We start from the raw sequence: 17331 nt of genomic DNA, 5'->3' as shown, positions 1-17331 counted from the left end.
TGCAGCTAGTTGTGGTGTATGGGTTGGAAGTGGGAAATATGCTGGCAATAAGGGGGTAAAGAAATTCCCGAGGGGTAGTTCAATGCTCTGCGTGGGGTGGGAAAAGTCTTTTACGTTGACATCCGTGACGAATCTGGTTTTCACTACGCTGCGCAGGCACACGACGTGTATCGCTGCTGCGACGCTGGCTACTGCCCTAGTGGCATCAACCCCTGCTTACGCCACGGTGGTGCATGGGTACCCCATCGGCGGCAGAATTGAGGAGGCGTTCCACCGTCTTGGGGGTGTGGGGCACTTCGGTAATGCCACTACCTCGGAGTCCATCGCCGCGAGTAGTGGTCGTTTTCAGCATTTTCGGAATAATGCCTCGATTTATTGGCATGCGAAGGTTGACCGTGGCATCGCTCATGCTGTTGAAGGCCGCATCCGTGATAAATGGTCTTCATTGGGCTGGGAACGGTCCTCGTTGGGCTACCCCATCACAGATGAAATCACCACACCCGACAAGGTCGGCCGGTTTAACCATTTCCAAGGCGGCTCGATCTACTGGTCGCCGAACTCTGATGCCCATCGCATCGGCGGAGCGATCAAAGACAAGTGGGCCGCCCAGGGCTGGGAAACCGGCAAGCTTGGTTACCCGCAAACCGATGAAATAGTAACCCCGGATAAGCGTGGCCGTTTCAACCGCTTCGATAACGGCTTTATTTACTGGACCGCCACCACCGGCGCATGGATCATCGAAAAGGACGTGTTCGATATCTGGGGTGCTAACGGCTGGGAAAAGGGAAAGCTCGGCTACCCCATATCCGACCGCTACGAGATCAACGGCAGTGTCAAACAAGATTTCCACAAGGGATCCATCCAGATCTTTCCTGCCACCGGCCAGGTCCTCCAGCGTTTCGACAACGCTGCTTATTCCAGCTACCGGCAGATCTATCCCCTGTTCCGTACCGACCAGGCTCCCGGTATCCATCCGGCAGGTGCTCACCGTGAAGTGACCCAGAACATGGGACAGTACTTTCCCTTGCCGGGATGTCCTGATGCCCTGACCGTCGGTGCCACCTGCACCCTCCCCACAGCTGGCGGGATCACCGGGCCAGCCACCGTCACCCGCATCGCCGACACCGGTTTCACCTTGACTACCCAAGCCGGCCACCCCGAAGGCCAAGGCCGGATCCTCAACATCCGCTTCGACACCGTCACCAACCCCACCACCGCAGAACCCGCCGTGGTGTTCACCGACGATACCCAGCGCAGTGCCTACGTGGGATCAGACAAAACCTGGGTGCGCCTGATCGTCGAGGCCTTTGGAGAGACCTCCAGCTCACGGGTGGCAGGACCGTTTATTTCTGATCACGTCGGCACCCAGGTCTTTAGCGAATTCGCCAGCACCCTGCGCACTTCCTTGCCCACGTCTACTACCGTTTACGCGCCCGTGACCCCTTAACACTTCTGCGCTGTTGTCCCTCGTTAACGAAAGCACCAGAAAACCCCCAACCATTATGTCTCCATCACCCCGTCACCGCTGCAGCCTAATCGGCTCTGCTCTCCTTGCTACCAGCATCAGCATCACCCCCACAGCCCACGCCGATGACGCTGTCGTCATCCTCGCCGGTGACGGCGGTATCGTCCAGCAGCACTGTGGGGCCCAACCCCAACAGATCCGTGTTGATTCCTCGTCGTTTTCCACCTTCTCGGCCTGCTTCGGGCTGGTCAAGCCCACCGGTTGGGCAGCGGTCAACATCACCGGGTCTTACGGTGTGGTCAACAACCTCACCGTTCCCTTCAACGTGGCCTTCAAGCTGCCCGATGGGGCTGTTTACTGGCAAGACACTGTTGCCCCAGGACAGGTCAAAAGCGTGGATGTCAACAACGCCGGATCCACCATCGTGGAGTTACACGTCTTTCCGGTGGGCACCAGCAACGGCGCGTCCACCGCGACCCTGACCCCGGGGACTACTGTCACACCGAACTACGTCTCCTTGCGCTCGGCATCGCCGACGACCCCCGGCCGAATCGTCCGGGTGACCTGGGCTGGAGCCACCGCCACAGCACTAACGCGCAACAGCTCATTCCTCGACCGCCTCGATGGATCCTTCCTTGTCACCAAGGGCCTATCCGATCCGGCCTGTGTGTCCCTGCAATCGGCTGCCTACCCCGGCATGTACCTGCAGGCCACCAGCCCCACCAGCTTCTCACTATCCCTGGCACCTAAGGCAGCGGGTGCCACCTGGTGCGCCAACCCCGCTACCACTCCGGTGACTTCCACCCGCCTGGTATGGGCCGCCGACCGCACCAAGGCACTGGCCGTGACCAGCCAAGGCAAGCTGACCCTCGGCACGGTGGATTCGGCCGATAGTCGGTGGTTTAGCGACCACGCCTTGGCACGCCCTTAACCCCTTTTTTCTGTAGACCAGTCTGCCTTTGTTCCTTTTTCCTTTCTGATTCAAAAGTCAAAGAAATGACACTCCCGTTATGACTCACCGCGTGCCAGCAGTACACACCCCCACCTCCTCCCCCGCCACGGCAACCCGACTGGCACGCACGCTCGCGACGTGGTGTGTCTCTATCATAACCATCATTGTGGTCGTGGCTTTGGGCGCCGAAGTCTCCGGTGCTCAAGGTATTGCTGCGGCTGATGAGTCGCGCGCTGTCAGCGACATCCACGACAAGCAACAAGCACGTGCATTCGCCGTCGACATGCTCGGCACTAACTTCACCTCCTCCCGCGCGGCCGCAGAAGCAGCCTTGCGCGGCGGAGACGCCGCACTGGAGGCCTACACACACGGCGGCATGCTCGAAGCCCGGATCCAAGACCTCCGCCAGATCGTGGTGACCATCTCTGCAGTCTCGGGTCCAGCCGTCCAAGCCGCGGCGAAAAAAGCCACCGATGCCGGTGACGAACAATCACTGGCCACGTTCATCGATTCCGGCTGGGCTCAAGCCCAACAGGTCGACGATCGGGATATCACCTGGCGCGCCTCCCAAGCACCAGCAGGCAGCAGCCTCAAAAGGGCAGCCGACCAAGCACTGCAGACCAACACGGCCGAGGCGCTCAGCGAGTTCGCCTCCACCGGTCAAGACGTCGCCACAGCCCACGATCGCCGTCGCGAGGTCTACGCCCTGACCCGGTCAACCTCTCCTGCCGTCGCCCGCGGCGCTAAAGAGGCAATCCGCACTGGCACCGATACCGCCATCGAGTCTTATTTGCGCTATGGACAATTCGTCGCCGCTGCTCAAGACGCCGAAAAGATGAGCATCGAAGAGCTCGTGGGCAGTGCTGTCACTGAAGCCGATAAGGCAAAAAACGCCGCCAGCCTGGCAGCCCAAAACGCCGATCAAGCCAAGCGCGCCACCGACGCCGCACGCCTGGCCACCGAACGGTCCAAGACCGAAGCCCACGCCGCCGACGCGGCCCAGGTCCGGGCAGGCAATGCCGCAGCACAAGCAGGCAAGCTCGCCAACCAATCAGCACTGGCTGCCGATAACGCGGTCGCTGCGGCCGCCGATGCACGCACCGCACTCCAACACACCGCTGATGCTCTGTCGCGGGCTGTTTCTGCGGCCTCTAGGGCGCGTATTGCTGCTCAAGAGGCCTCCGCCCGCGCCTCGGCGGCGGGGATGGATGCCTCCCAGGCCCGCCAGGCCCGCATCGCTGCGGAAAACGCACGCAATGCCGCGGCTGCTGCGGATAAGGCCGCGCGATCTTTCGTCCACGCTGATGCCGCGTGGGGTTATGCACAATCGGCAGGCTCGGCAGCCTCTTCTGCGGCAGGAAACGCCGATGCGGCGGCCGTTGCTGCCAGTGATGCTGCTGCCGCTGCCGATGATGGCGACGCCGCCGCAGCTGATGCCAGGGCCGGTGCAGCCCGTGCCCGCGCGGCCGCAGCACGCGCACGGGCTGCCTCCAACGAAGTTGATGGGCTTGTCGTTCGCATCAAATCACTGGTCGACCGAGCCCGGCAGGCAGCCAAAGACGCCGCCGAGCATGCCCGCCGTAGCGCCAAAGCAGCTGACGATGCTGCTGCTGAGGCTGATAAGGCCATCACTTCGGCGCGTAAGGCTGGGGTCAATGCTCAGGATGCGTACGTCGCTGCCAACAAGGCCGTTGAGGCGGTCACCCTGGCTTTCGAGATCAGCAAGCTCGCCCGCGACGCCGCGGATCAACGCCTCGCCCAGGAAGCCGCCTACCTCAAAGACCAAGCCACCCACGCCCGCGCAATCCAGGATGCTCGCGATGCCGCGGCCAGGGCACACAAAGACCAGCAGACCAGGCTCGAAAATGATCTTCGTCAACTCTCTGAATTGGCGGCCCACGACGACGAGCACGACATAGACCTCGGAAAGGTCAAGCAGCTAGCTGTCAGCGCCGCCCAAGTCGCAACTCCGGCTATTGCAGGCAGCGCTAAAGTCGCGTTGGCCTCGGGCCGAGATGAAGACTTCCAAGCATTCATCGATGAATACGAAGAGTCTAAATTCACCGATGCGCATTCGCGCGCGGAATTCCTCGCCCTCAACGATCCTGACCCTAAGGTTCGGGATGCAGCGGATATGGCCAGCTACGACAGTGGCGACAATATTCAAGCCTTCCTCAACACCGATCTGCCGGAACTACGCAAGCCGGGATTGATCACCCGGACCTGGCAGCTGCGCACCCACAGTGGCGCTGCTGTAGAACGGGCCGCCGATGCAGCGTTGCAAGCCAATACCTTTGAAGCCCTCGACGGTTTTGTCCACGGTGGCGGGTATGAGCGTGCTTTGTATCAAGATCAGCTCCAACAAGCCTACGAACTCGCCCGTACTGGCACCCCAGAGGTCAAGGCTGCAGCTCAAGCGGCGGTAGCAGGCGATCGTGAAGGGTTAGCCGAGTTCATCGGTATCGAAGCCGCACGCCGTGCCGCTGCCGATGCGCAACGCGCTACCCATGATGAATACATCAGTGGACTGCTTGACAAGGGCTATCAAGCAGCACAATCTGCTTCTCAGCACGCTGCAGACGCACAGCGGTCTTACTTCACCGCACGAGGTGACGCCCACACCGCGACACGGTATGCCAACGAAGCTGCTGGGTGGGCAGGCAAGGCCCAACAGTCAGCAACCAACGCACAAGAACATGCCCGCAAAGCAGGACAATCACTCCAATTCGCCTTACAGCAACAACAACGCGCCCACACAGCCGCCAACCAAGCCGAAAAAGATGCTCGCGCAGCCGCCAACAACGCTGACCAAGCAGCCAGCTACGCAGCACAAGCACACGAATCCGCAAACCAAGCAGCTGCCTTGGCTGCTCAGGCTCGTAGTTCAGCCGATGCGGCAGGCCACGACGCTAGCCTCGCCAGCCAGGCTGCCCAGCAGGCCTACAACACCGCGTGGGAAAAACAACTCCACGAGCAAGAACAGTACCGCGCCGCCGCAGCAGAAGGGGAGCTGAAAGCCAACAAAACCAGCCTTCTGGACACCATCAAACAACAAATCGGGCAGGAATCCCTCGACCTCCTCCTTGACCTCGTTGGTGTGAAAGATGTCCTCAACTGCGTCAAAGGCGAGGTATCTGCGTGCCTTTTGGCCGCCGTTGGAGCGCTGCCCATCGGGAAAAACGTGAAGTTCGGCAGAGCCATTCCTGCGCTCCGGAAACTCATCGGAAAAATCGACAATATCAAGGATGCGATCCGGAACTCCCGGTTCAGCTCCACGCTCGATAATGTCCTCTACCCTTCCAACTGTGTTGGTGGGCGCCAAGCAGCATGGTCAGCAACAGTAACTCTCCAACAAACGGTATGGCACCCAACGACACTGCCTGAGGGCAACCTTTGGCGCACGGTTGTCAATCTCTGTTCCCTGCAGTTAGTCAACGGTAGAAAGCCAATCAATTCGCGCTACGCTGATGGGAATTGGCGCGATGGTGATCCCAGCCGTATGCCAAAAGGGTGGATATATGATGATATACCGTTCAACAAACGAGGGTTTCCGGTTTTTGATGCCCATGTCGCACAACTACCGCCCACAGCTACATACAATCCTCATACGATGCCGGTCAAGGGTAGGGCAGTGGTAAGAATCTCTCCAACAAAGTCACGCGACGGCGATGTCGCAGAAGCTGATCGGATTCTCAACATTAACGCTGATTATAGGAGAAAGCACGGCTTCGTGTGGCACCATCATGAGGACAAAGGAATCATGCAACTGATACCTCAAGATCTCCATAGGGCTGTACGCCATACTGGTGGCTGGGCTATCTGGGGTAGCAAGAACTAATAAAGAGACATAACCAAGGAATTAGTATGAGACTACCGCAGATTACGCTACTATACCCCGGCGAACCCTGCAATGGCGGGAGAATCCGCGCAATCGAGCGTAAAATTAAACGAAAACTCCCAGACGACTACGCAGAGTTCGTGAAAACCACAGGCGGCGGTGTAGTCAGTTTCAAAAACTGTGTCCTCGACAATGTGAACCTACCTTCCGGGATGGAATTCGACAGCAAGCTAGACCGCATCTTCGGGAATGGAACCACCACAAACGGATCGGATAATGACTTAGTCGACTACGCCGGCTTCCTCACCGAAGAATGGGAAATCCCGAAGGGAGTCCTCCTAATCGGATGCGCAGAATCTGGAATGCATGAGTGCTTCGTCATCAACTATGAGCTCCGGGAATTCCCACCCCATAGCGTGCTTTACCTCGATAACGAAAGCGACGACGGCTTCGTCCTTGTTGCTGATTCTTTCAGTGACTTCCTTTCCAAACTGCGACCCGACCCTGACTACAAAGAGAGCGAACGATCCCCCTATCGCGGACACGAAGGTATCCAAGCTGCCCGCGAAGGCGAGCTCGGTGAAATCCTAAAGAAAGTAATCGCCTCCAGCTCACTACCCGATATGGAACCGGTTCTACGTAAAGCCATTGAGCCTTTAGCCAGTGGAGATTCCATTAAGATGTATGTGCACGAGGATTCTTTCAAATTCCAAGATCTTTTGTTCTACCTCGCTCAGACAGCAGAGAATTATTACAGCCTGGAAGACTGGAGCATACCTCAAGATGAAGGTCCACGTTTCTGTATTTATGAGCTACTTGGCTACAGCTTTATGACCCCATCTGGATGGTCAGCTGTTTCATATTTCGATGCCGCTCTCATTGGGTGGTGGGAAAGTCGAACCAAACTTGGGGTGCTGGTAGAAACACCACACGGTTACAAGCTCAAAGATGATTACATCGCTTCGCTCGTTAGCATGTTCCGACAGCCCTTCTAGAGATCTAAACTTAAAAGCTGTGGGAGATCAGTGTGTGTTCAGTTGTTCAGGTAGTTGTACAGTGTCGTCTTATTGACCTCTAATCGGCGCGCGATCTCTGTTTTCGGAACCCCCAACTCAACCCACTGTTTAGCGGCTCTTCGCGTTTTGGAGTGCGTAGCTGACCGCAGAGCCTGGTTCGGGGTGGCACAACATGTAGGGGTCCTAGCCGGTACAAGATGAGAGCTCCGAAACCGTCCATCTAACCGAACCAGGACCTACTGTGCAGCCTCGTGGCAACCTCGTCGCAGACCCCATCTGCCGCACGGCAGAAATCGGCTTGACGATCACCGGAACCGCCGACGCCGGAACCTTCACCATCATCGACGCCCCGCCCCGGTCGCTGTCGAGGGGCACTGCCCCGACTGCACCCAACCCGGGAAACTGCGTGATCACACTGTCCGCCGACTGGTTGATCTGCCGGTCGTGGGGTTTCCCACCCGCCTGCACGTTCGTGCCCCCCCCGATTCACCTGCACCAATCAACAATGTCCGAGGACAATCTTCCAAACCTCCCTCAACTGCGCCAATGACGGGGCCAAGCTCACCCACCGGGTGACCGGCTGGATCCTTTAGCGACTGGCCATCGACAGGATGAGCGTGGCCGCCACCGCCAAGGCCCTCGGGGTGTGGGTTGGGAATTGGTCAATCAAGTCGCTGTGGACGCCTGCCGACAGCTCGTCGACGACAACCCCTCCCATCTGGACGGGGTGCGCATCCTCGGGGTGGATGAGCACGTGTGGAAGGACACCCGAAAGCCAGGCCAGCCGTCCACCCTGGTGACGATTCTGGTCGACCTCACCCCGCTGGCCGATGGCCGTGGGCCGGCCCGACTAATAGATATCCGCCCAGGCCGCAGCGCGGACGTGCTGCGCACGTGGCTGCAGGAACGCGACCCTGGTCTCCGCAGCCAGGTGCAGGTGGTGACCGTGGACGGCTTCACCGGCTACGCCACCGCCGTCGACCGGGTACTGCCCCAGGCGAGGAAGGTGATGGATCCGTTCTACGTCGTGCATCTGGCCGCGGACAAGCTTACTGGCTGCCGGCAGAGGCTCCAACGTGAGACCACCGGGTGTTGTGGACACTAAGGATGATCTGCTGTACAAGCACCGGCGGACCTTGCTGCCCAGGAGGGAACTACCTCACCGAGCGGCAGAACAGGCGGCTGGACCTGTTGTGGGCCACCGATGACGAATACGCGGCACTCGAGGTCACGTGGATGTTCTACCAGGACATGATCTAGGCCTACGGGCACCCGAAGAAATCGGAGGGCAAGACGTTGATGGAAACGGATCATCAACACCTTGGGTAAGGGCGTGCCGAAAGGTCTGGAGGAGCTGGCCCCGGCTGGGGAGGACGGTGTGGCGTCGGCGCGAGGATGTGTGCTGGCTTACTTCGACATCGGGGCGTCCAACGGGCCGGTCGAGGCCATCAATGGCTGGCTAGAGCATCTACGGGGGACCGCCCTGGGGGTTGCGCAACCTCGGCCACTACATCGTGCGGTGCCTGATTCACTCCGGGCAGCTGCACACCCGGATCAACGCACTCTAAATCGTGAAGAGCCTGAATCACCGAACCGACTGGGGCGCCTTAGACTCGATATCACTGCCGTTCGCGTCAGTTTTCCGTAGGCTGGGCGACGGCAGAAGAACCTCGTAAATCCAAGGAGGATTGACTGAACATGAGCGATGCACTCTACGCAGCAAAGGCAGTTTCTACCGGTGGCGGTCGCGACGGCCACGTAAAGACCACCGATGGCCAAATCGACCTCGATGTCCGCCCACCCAAGGAACTCGGTGGCTCCGGTGACGGTGTCAACCCAGAGCAACTTGTAGCCGCGGGCTGGGCCGCCTGTTTCAACGGTGCTCTTCAGGCCATCATGCGCAAGGAAAGCGTTGAAATTGACCGCCAGCCAGAAGTCGCCGTCCAGTGCGCCCTTAATAAGGACGGTGAAGGCTTCAAGATCACCGCTGAAATCGAGGTCACCATCTACGGTGTTGATCAGGACAAGGCGCAGGAGCTGGCGGATAAGGCACACGCATTCTGCCCATACTCCAAGGCAATGCGCGGCAACGTGGACCCCGAGGTCAAGGCCACTGTGGCGTAAGTAATACTGCAAAAGCCCCCTGGGTATAACAAAGCCGTCGCCAGCCAGTGTCCTCACTGACTCGCGACGGCTTTCCCGTTGTCGCCGCTAACGAGGCTCCTTCGGCCGCTGACCACCGGAGAGTGGAACAGTATGATCCCAGTGCGTGGCGTGCAAGGCGCGCCCCATTGCGTATGAACCCACAGCGCTCATTATGAGCAGCGCGAAAATCGCCACGATCGCGCGAATCCAGTGCCCCAGCACGAACCCCTCAATCGACCACGAATACACCAAATTCGCGGCAATTAATAGGGGCATACCTACACCCACCGCTGGGCCCACCATGTTCAACTGCGACAGTGCATCGGGGGCTAGGTACATCGCGCGGGCGCTCACCAGTACGTAGATCGCTCCGATAATGGCCAGCGCCCCCGCAACGATGACGGCGAGCCAGCTGGGTTCATGGAACTCCACTTTTTCACCTGCGGCTGCCAAGAAGGCCACATTGTAAGTGCTGGACGTGGCGTCGACATGAAAAGGAAAAGAAACAGCGGACATTTAGCGCCTCCCTCGGGTGATGATGCGGGCATAAGCGTAAGTGCTCAAGGGGCCGAACAGCCCGGCGAAAAGCGCGACTTCATATGTGATGGACGTGCGGTGCGTAAGCGAATAGCACAGGAACAACGCGGCCATCGTCATGAAGAGCATGTCGCCCAGAACAGCGCGGCGGGCATCGTTGTGCGTGGTAGTGACACGGTACAAAACCGTGCACAGGCTCACCACCAAGATCATCCCGGCGATGCCCGCCAGAATCGTCATCAGGTTTGTCGGGGTCACTGGTGCTTCCTCCGCTCCTTCTTGGCACGGTTTTTGCGCCGTTTTTCTTTACTGGCCCGGCTCTGGCTGTCCTTGACGTACCACGGCAATGGATCTTCCAGGAACTTCTGCGAGCCGTCTACATCGTCCTCGTCGGGGTTATTGCGGGGATACAGCGGGTCGTACAGCGTCTCACCCGGCTTGGTGCGTCCCTGACGATCGGGGTGCGAACTGCCTAGCCGGTCGCCGTGGAAGGTATCGATATCGGTGTAGAACTGGTTATTTTTATCGACGCCACCAACTACCTCGTCACTCGCCTTCCGACTGGATGAGGACGTACCCGCGCGGTCGGTCTCATGTAGCTCAGCACGGGCGGCGGCAATGTTGGCCTCTTCGCGACGGACGCGACGGGCGCTGGCGCGTTTGGCCGCATTCGTGTCGTTGCCGCCGCCGTTGCCGTCGCCGGTGTCGCCGTCGGAAGTGTGCTGGCCGGAATCATCAACACCGGAACTGCGATGGCCGCCGGGCGCGCGGTCCTTGTTGCGCTCGGCATTGCGCGCTGCGACTTCGTAGCGTTCCTCACGGCTCATGTCCTTGAGGTCCTCCGGGTTCTTTTCTTCCTCATCGAGGCGCAGAATATCCGAAACGAACCCCACGGCGTGCGGTGTGGAATCCACCTTCTCCACGTCAAAGACCGTCTCATCAGACGCACGACCACCGCGGCTGCCGCGGAAACCACGAGGGCCGGGGCGACCGCGCTCCACCAGATGCTTCACGTGGAACCGCTGCGGGATGTGCTTAACGTACGGAGCCAGGTGCTCTTCCATATCCGCTAAGTCTCTGAGGATCTCCTCGGGATTAAGACCGTACATCGCGTGCACGGCCAAGAAGCGCTGGACGTTATCGAGACCGTGGGTGCGAAACTCGGCTTTAGTGACCGCCGAGATATCGTCGCGGTTCACCCCGCCCGCGGCTGCACCGTAGTCGACCTCCTTGGGGCCGGTAAGGCCTAGGGCGAGCGTGCCGGGGGTCATGGTGATGGAGGTAACGAACGCAGCGATTTCTACCTCGCTGCGGATGCGCAGGGGATAGTAGATCACCACGGGTGCGATGTGGCGGCCGGTTCCGAGAGTATCCATGGCCATGACCGTGGACTCTTTGAGGATTTGCCCAACCAGCCACACGCCGTAACGGAGTGCGTGAAAACCCATTTTCAACGGCTTCATGGCTTATTCACCTGTCTTCCGGGTTTCGGCTTCGGAGGATTTACCCTGGGGCGAATCCACGCGGGGGTCAGTGGAGCTGTGCTGTTCGGGGATGGTTCTTTCACGGCGTTCTTCGCGTTCCTTTGCGGCATTGGCATCCGCCGCGCTACGCATTCCCGCCGGCACGTTATCCATACCGGAAGGTCCAGGGGGCAATACACGTCCCACTGACGGGGCATCGTCCGGCCCCATGATGGCGCGAACATATCCGGTGGTATCGGTGAGGCTATCGGTTGCCTTACCTGTTAGTTCATACACTTGGCCAGCGCCGAAGAACATAGCCACCGACAGGATCATCATGGCTGCGCTGGGCATAACATAGCTAGTGGGAACGCGCAGGTCAGGTGGGCACTCATTTTTATTCATCTGCCGTCCCCAGAAGACTTCGCGCCACACGTAAATCATCGAGAACAGGGCGCCGACAGATGTGACGATGATCGCGCCGATGGCGATCCACGCCTTCCAGGAGCCATCAAAGGCCATGCCCATAACCAGCCCAACCTTGCCCCACAGGCCCGAAAATGGCGGCAGCCCCACGATCGCCAGAGCACCGGCAGCGAAAACTACGGACACAAACGGGTCCCGTCGCATGATTCCGGATAGTGGCTTGAGTGTGCCGGTGCCGTACGTTTCCTCGATCGCGCCCGAGGACATGATCAGCGCTGCGGCAACCACCATGTGGTGCAGCATGTAGAACAGGGCAGCGCTGAGCATCAGGTGTGGGTGGTTATTCAAAAACGCCAGCGCTACCAGCATGAATGGAATACCGTTGACCATTTGGTAGGCCACTACGCTGCGTACCGAGAATTCAGCCAGTCCCGCGAAAGAACCAACCATCATGCCCAGTACCGACAGCGCTAGGATTCCCCACGCCCACGATGTATCGCCTTCGAAGGTGGTCATGTAGATGCGCAAGATGGCATACACCGCAACCTTCGTGTGCAAACCCGAGAATAGGGCCATTACGGCCGGTGAGGTTGCCGGGTAGGCACGTGGCAGCCATGTGTGAACGGGAGCCAAACCCGCTTTCACTGCGAGGGCCAGCAAAACCATGCCCAAGGTAACGACCAGCTGCCACTGGCTACCAGGTACGCCCTCGGCAAAACCCAAACCACCGCGTGGACCGGCCGAACCCGCCAGGGCCGCCAGGTTGGTGGTGCCGATCACGCCGTAGGTCAACGTCACACCGGTCAGTAGCACCAGCGAGGTAACTAGGTTCACGATGATGAACATGCGTGCACTCGATAGGCGCGCCCACGTGCCGGTCATCGCGATCAAACCGAACGAGGGCATGAGCATGACTTCGATGAACACGAACAGGTTGAAGAGGTCCGCGGTGAGCAGCGCACCCCACGCGCCACCGATCAGCATTAGGGATAGTGCGGGGAAGAAACGCGCGCGGGTTTCACCCACGATGTCGGCGAACCAGGTAGCTGCGAGACACACGATAGCGGTGGTTAGCAGCATGATTCCGGTCAGTGTATCGGCGGCCAGGGGAATGGAGATGCCGCCGGGGAAGGCACCTACGTTGTCCGCTAACACCGTGGGCTGATCGCCGGCGACATGCGCGAGTAGCACCCCGGACCCCACGATTCCGGCGGTAGGGATCGCAAAACCAAGGACGCGGCGACCCAGTTCCCACGGCAGAATCGCTGCCACGGCGGCGGCTAGGAGGGGGACGACAATAAACAGTGCAAGAAGAGCTCCGGAGGTCATTTAGGCACCACTTTCCTTCTTCTTTTCCTTCTGAATCCGCCGGTCTGCACCGCGGGCGACACCCTGGCCGGTTTCTTCGCTGAGCCGCTGGTCGGCAGCTTGCTTCGCCAAGCGGTCACCGGATCCCGCACGGTTCAAACCATGACCCGTTGTGTTGAGCACCCGGTTGCGCCGTGCGGTGCGCTCCGGATCTTCCGGATGGCGGGTATCGTCATCACGCCCCAGGGCCGTCAACGTCAACATGACGGCCGTCGCAGCCATTGAAATCACGATCGCGGTCAGTACGAACGCTTGCGGTAGAGGGTCGGCAGCTTCACCTGCGGTCGCGCGATCCATGAGGGGATCTTGGCGCCACGCGGAGTTACCGGTGGCCAGAATCAACACATTGATCGCATGGCTGATGAGCGTCACGCCCAAGATGAGGCGCATCATGCCGCGTTGCATCACGAGGTACACACCACCGGCAACGAGGATGGCGATGATCGCAGCAATAATCATTGTTCGCGGTCTCCTTCTTCGTTGTTATGTGGTTCGTCGGGGGTGCGGTTGTTTACGGTTCTCGGTTTTTCTTTTTTACCGACGCCCTGCTCTCCCCGCGCGGGTCTCTCATCGTCAGAGGCAGCTGAATCCTGCGTGCGCTGTGTGTGTTCAGCGCTTTGCTGGTGAGGCGCGACTGAGCGTTGTTTGTGCCGTGTGTCTTCTGCGCCTTGTATGTCAGGTTCAGCTGAATCCTGCTTGCGCTGTGCGTGTTCTTTGACTGCGCTGGGATTCAGTGGAACATGCGATCCACCAGCGTGAATGGCCACGGGGCTGAGCTTGGTGGCGTTATCCGCGCGCTTGCCCTCAACAGGTTGGTGTTCACGGGAATTCTTAAGACTGCTGAGTTTGGGGCTGAATGTAGCTTGGCGTCGACCAAAAGGCATATCGGCAGGGTTGACACCGGGGCGTTCACGGCCGCCCATCTGATTCACCACAATGACGATCAGGCCGATCACTGCCAGGTACACACCGCCATCGAACAGCAGCGACGTGGTGAGGTGCACACCGGCGACCTCTCCGTGGATCGGGGCCAGGAAGCTACCTTTGGCAAAACCGGCCAAGCCCGTACCAAGGGCCAGCAGCACACCGGCACCCACCAAGCGGTAACCCATCTCATCGCTACCCAGTTTCCGGGCGGTGGCTCGGGAAAGGTAGACGTACAACAGTGCACACGCAGCGATAAGAGCCGCGAGGAAGCCACCGCCGGGGGCCTGGTGACCGCGCCAGAACACCACTGCGGACAGGATGAACAGGATCGGCAGCAGTGGGCGCAGCGCCAAGCGAGAGGCGATGGAGTTCAAGTACGTCGAGCGCAGGTACTTGGAGTAAAACGGTGCTAGCTCGGGGACCTTGTGCACGTCCGGGAAGCGTTGCGTGCCCGGCGCACGGAACAATTCCGCTGTAGAACCTGGGCCGTAACCGGGGAATGGCGATCGCGGAATAGAACCGATGATCGCAGCAATGACGATGCCGGCCATGCCCAACACGATGAGCTCGCCCATCGTATCGAAAGCACGGAATTCCACGAGGATGGCGGCGACTACGTTGTTCGCCCCGGAAATCTCCGGAGTGTTCTCTAAGTACCACTGCGCGATCTGCGGCTTATCGTGGCGACCGATGAGGAGCCACACACCGAAGAAGGTGATCAGGCCCATAACAACCGCCAGCGTGGTGGCGAACTTCGTGCGGTTTTCACCCTCGCGCAAGTACAGACGTGGCTGGTAGCGGATGACCAGCATCATGATGACGACCACGCAGAACTCCACGAGCAGCTGCGTTTGCGCCACATCGGGAGCGCCCAAGGTGAGCATGACCCAGGACACACCCGCGCCGACAACCCCCACCAGGATGACCGATGCGAAGCGCGACCGCGTGGCCGTCAGGCTGATGGTTGCAGCTGCGACGATGACCAGGCCGATGAGGTCTTCGGGACGGTCAATACCGGACACACGCGGGGTGAGAGCCGTGAGGCCCCCCAAACGGCCCGGTCCCATGATCGCGAAGGCCGCCATCGTGATGATCATGGCGAAAATCCATACGACGTGGCGGTATGGTGCAATGGAGATTGCCGGGCGGGATAGCAGTTTGCCGAGGCGCGCCGACAGGTCCTCGGTCTTCTGAATAATGTCCTCACCTGCAACGAGACCCAAGCGGCGATCTTCCAGCGGGTCAAAAACGCGGCGTCGGTTAACAACTGCCACAACGCCTACGGCAATGACAAGCAAGGAAATGATCAGCGGAAGTGTCACCCCGTGCCACAACGCCAAGTGAGTGTGGGCCTCGCCAGCGCCGGTGGCCTTGACCACGGCGTCGATGGCATGATCGGCCGACCCCATGAAAAATACCAGCGGCAAGCTGAACACACCGGGCAACGCAGCAGGTAGCAGCAAGGAAAGTGGAGCTTCTTTCACGTGCGACATATCGCGCTTACCGTCGACGAACGCCCCAAAAACATAACGCGCGGAGTACAACAGGGTAGCTAGCGCACCGACGCCCGCAACCGTCAGCAGAATGCCAATTCCAATGCGGTTAAACGGAGCCTCGGTGAAGGCCTCCAACATGCCTTCCTTGGATACGAAGCCAAAGGTAGGTGGGATAGCAGCCATGGAGGCCGCAGCGATAACCGCGGAGACGAAGGTCAACGGCATCTGGCGCCACAGGGGACCCAGGCGGCGAATATCGCGCGAACCGGCCTGGTGATCGACCACACCAACCAGCATGAACAGGGAGGATTTAAACAGTGCGTGAGCGGCCGTGTGCACGATCGCCGCGGAGATGGCGAACGGGGTGCCCACACCGATCGTGGCTACGATCCAACCCAGTTGCGAGACGGTGGAATAGGCCGTGAGCTTCTTCAAGTCCGTCTTTTGCATGGCAAACACGGCAGCCATGACGGCGGTGGTCATACCCACACAGATCAGGATGTAGTGCCACATGGCCGCGCCGTTGAACAGCGCGTTGAAGCGCAGCAGCAGGAAGATACCGGCTTTCACCACGGCGGCAGCGTGGAGGAATGCCGAGACCGGGGTGTCGGCAGCCATCGCCTCTGGCAGCCAGAAGTGGAACGGGATCTGCGCGGCTTTGGAGAACGCAGCAAGCGCCACAAGGATAGCGACGAGGCCGATTCGCACGGGCTCGTTTTCCCATTCTGGAGACGCGATGATTTCGGTGACACTCATGGTTCCGGTGGTGGCCACCATGATCGCCAAGGCCGCAACGAGGAAGAGACCGCCTGTGAACGTGAGCAACAGCGTGCGGATGGAACCCGCCTCACCGCTGGAGCCGGCGCGGGCGATAAGGAAGAAGGAAGCCAAGCTGACCAGCTCCCAGCCGATGAACAGCAGGACTACATCATCAGCGAGGAACAGGATAACCACAGCCACCATGAAGGTGGTCATGAGTAGATAGAAACTCATGATTCGGGAGCCGCGGTGCAGATAGCGCGTGGAATAGATGAACACGATCGCGCCGATGATCAGCGCGAGGAGCGTAAAAGCGAGACTTAGCGCATCCAGGCGCAGGGTGATCTGCATGTCGCCGCTGAAAGCGGTGTTGCGTGAGACGTTTTCGGGAACTGATGTGAGGCCCGTTGGATCTTGGGAAGTACTACCTGCAAGGAAGCCTTTGATCCACGTGTGCGTCCAGAAAACCCCGGCCCCGTGCAGGGCTTCTTCTGCTTTCGAAATCAAGAAACCAGCTAGGGCTAAGAACGCGATCGCGAGTGGCCAACCCGCGTTTCGATCGAGGATTTTAACCAGGAAGGGGACGCAGGCTAGGGCGATGAGAAGGACAGCGGGAATGGCGAGAATGGCCACGTTTAAGCAACACCCCGAAAGTCAATAGATCGGTTGGATGGGAAACCAGCCCATACAACAACCACACATCATGGTCGAAGGTGACTGTGGCGCTGCATGCACCGCGATTGCAATTTATGCGACTGTTAAGAAATCTTAGCAGGTGCTTTTCCACACCCATAAGGGGGGTGGGGGTGCAGGTGTGCGGGGTGGGGTGAGGACTGTTGCGGGGTGGGGGTGAGGACTGTGGCGATGAAATTGAAATCCCTTCAACACTGCAAAACCCCAGGAAGTTGTTTCAAACAACTTGGGCACATCGAAACAACA

General features: G+C 59.4%; 11 protein-coding genes and 1 pseudogene. 6 read left to right on the top strand and 6 right to left on the bottom strand.

Annotated features, from left to right (window positions below; genetic code table 11):
- Positions 1-124 precede the first annotated feature (124 nt).
- The 6 genes and pseudogenes from CAURIC_RS10300 to CAURIC_RS10275 all read left to right on the top strand — a co-directional run bounded on the left by CAURIC_RS10300 (position 125) and on the right by CAURIC_RS10275 (position 9395).
- Positions 125-1447 (top strand): LGFP repeat-containing protein, encoded by a 1323-nt coding sequence (locus CAURIC_RS10300; protein WP_235700724.1) that lies wholly within the window; start codon positions 125-127, stop codon positions 1445-1447.
- 55 nt (positions 1448-1502) lie between these two features.
- A complete protein-coding gene (locus CAURIC_RS10295; protein ID WP_052095010.1) occupies positions 1503-2396 on the top strand; it encodes an AbfB domain-containing protein in 894 nt (297 codons plus the stop codon).
- Positions 2397-2475: 79 nt separating this feature from the next.
- A complete protein-coding gene (locus CAURIC_RS10290; protein WP_290182762.1) occupies positions 2476-6255 on the top strand; it encodes an HNH endonuclease in 3780 nt (1259 codons plus the stop codon).
- Between the two features lie 26 nt (positions 6256-6281).
- Entirely contained in the window at positions 6282-7250 is a 969-nt protein-coding gene (locus tag CAURIC_RS10285) for an SMI1/KNR4 family protein (protein ID WP_035114271.1), read from the top strand.
- Positions 7251-7512: 262 nt separating this feature from the next.
- Positions 7513-8839 (top strand): annotated as a pseudogene (locus CAURIC_RS10280) (ISL3 family transposase).
- A gap of 130 nt (positions 8840-8969) precedes the next feature.
- Entirely contained in the window at positions 8970-9395 is a 426-nt protein-coding gene (locus CAURIC_RS10275) for an organic hydroperoxide resistance protein (RefSeq protein WP_035114272.1), read from the top strand.
- 87 nt (positions 9396-9482) lie between these two features.
- On the opposite strand, the gene CAURIC_RS10270 is transcribed toward CAURIC_RS10275, so the two are convergent.
- The 6 genes from CAURIC_RS10270 to CAURIC_RS10245 are packed head-to-tail and all read right to left on the bottom strand — an operon-like array spanning position 9483 to position 17025.
- Positions 9483-9932: a Na+/H+ antiporter subunit G gene (locus CAURIC_RS10270; protein ID WP_083284293.1), complete on the bottom strand. Its 450-nt coding sequence runs from the start codon at positions 9930-9932 to the stop codon at positions 9483-9485.
- Entirely contained in the window at positions 9933-10211 is a 279-nt protein-coding gene (locus CAURIC_RS10265) for a monovalent cation/H+ antiporter complex subunit F (RefSeq protein WP_035114273.1), read from the bottom strand. It abuts the gene before it with no gap.
- The gene (locus CAURIC_RS10260; RefSeq protein WP_290182759.1) at positions 10208-11416 is read right to left on the bottom strand and encodes a Na+/H+ antiporter subunit E; all 1209 of its coding nucleotides are present in this window, start codon (positions 11414-11416) and stop codon (positions 10208-10210) included. Before CAURIC_RS10260 ends, CAURIC_RS10265 begins: the two co-directional genes overlap by 4 nt.
- A 3-nt stretch (positions 11417-11419) precedes the next feature.
- Positions 11420-13171, bottom strand: a complete 1752-nt coding sequence (locus tag CAURIC_RS10255; protein WP_035114274.1) for a monovalent cation/H+ antiporter subunit D family protein — start codon at positions 13169-13171, stop codon at positions 11420-11422.
- Entirely contained in the window at positions 13172-13669 is a 498-nt protein-coding gene (locus CAURIC_RS10250; RefSeq protein WP_035114275.1) for a cation:proton antiporter subunit C, read from the bottom strand.
- Positions 13666-17025, bottom strand: a complete 3360-nt coding sequence (locus CAURIC_RS10245; protein ID WP_290182758.1) for a DUF4040 family protein — start codon at positions 17023-17025, stop codon at positions 13666-13668. The genes CAURIC_RS10250 and CAURIC_RS10245 overlap by 4 nt, the downstream gene beginning before the upstream one ends.
- Positions 17026-17331: the final 306 nt, after the last annotated feature.

Origin of the sequence: Corynebacterium auriscanis (assembly GCF_030408435.1) — a bacterium.
In the GTDB taxonomy this organism is placed as follows: domain Bacteria; phylum Actinomycetota; class Actinomycetes; order Mycobacteriales; family Mycobacteriaceae; genus Corynebacterium; species Corynebacterium auriscanis.
Note: the sequence above shows the minus strand (reverse complement) of the source record. Positions and strands in the feature narration are given on the sequence as shown.

Bases quoted from the DNA above. Each gene is read 5' to 3' on its own strand.
- CAURIC_RS10260 (WP_290182759.1), bottom strand. From the start codon at position 11,416: ATGAAGCCGTTGAAAATGGGTTTTCACGCACTCCGTTACGGCGTGTGG.
- CAURIC_RS10295 (WP_052095010.1), top strand. From the start codon at position 1,503: ATGTCTCCATCACCCCGTCACCGCTGCAGCCTAATCGGCTCTGCTCTC.
- CAURIC_RS10270 (WP_083284293.1), bottom strand. From the start codon at position 9,932: ATGTCCGCTGTTTCTTTTCCTTTTCATGTCGACGCCACGTCCAGCACT.
- CAURIC_RS10255 (WP_035114274.1), bottom strand. From the start codon at position 13,171: ATGACCTCCGGAGCTCTTCTTGCACTGTTTATTGTCGTCCCCCTCCTA.
- CAURIC_RS10250 (WP_035114275.1), bottom strand. From the start codon at position 13,669: ATGATTATTGCTGCGATCATCGCCATCCTCGTTGCCGGTGGTGTGTAC.
- CAURIC_RS10290 (WP_290182762.1), top strand. From the start codon at position 2,476: ATGACTCACCGCGTGCCAGCAGTACACACCCCCACCTCCTCCCCCGCC.
- CAURIC_RS10275 (WP_035114272.1), top strand. From the start codon at position 8,970: ATGAGCGATGCACTCTACGCAGCAAAGGCAGTTTCTACCGGTGGCGGT.
- CAURIC_RS10285 (WP_035114271.1), top strand. From the start codon at position 6,282: ATGAGACTACCGCAGATTACGCTACTATACCCCGGCGAACCCTGCAAT.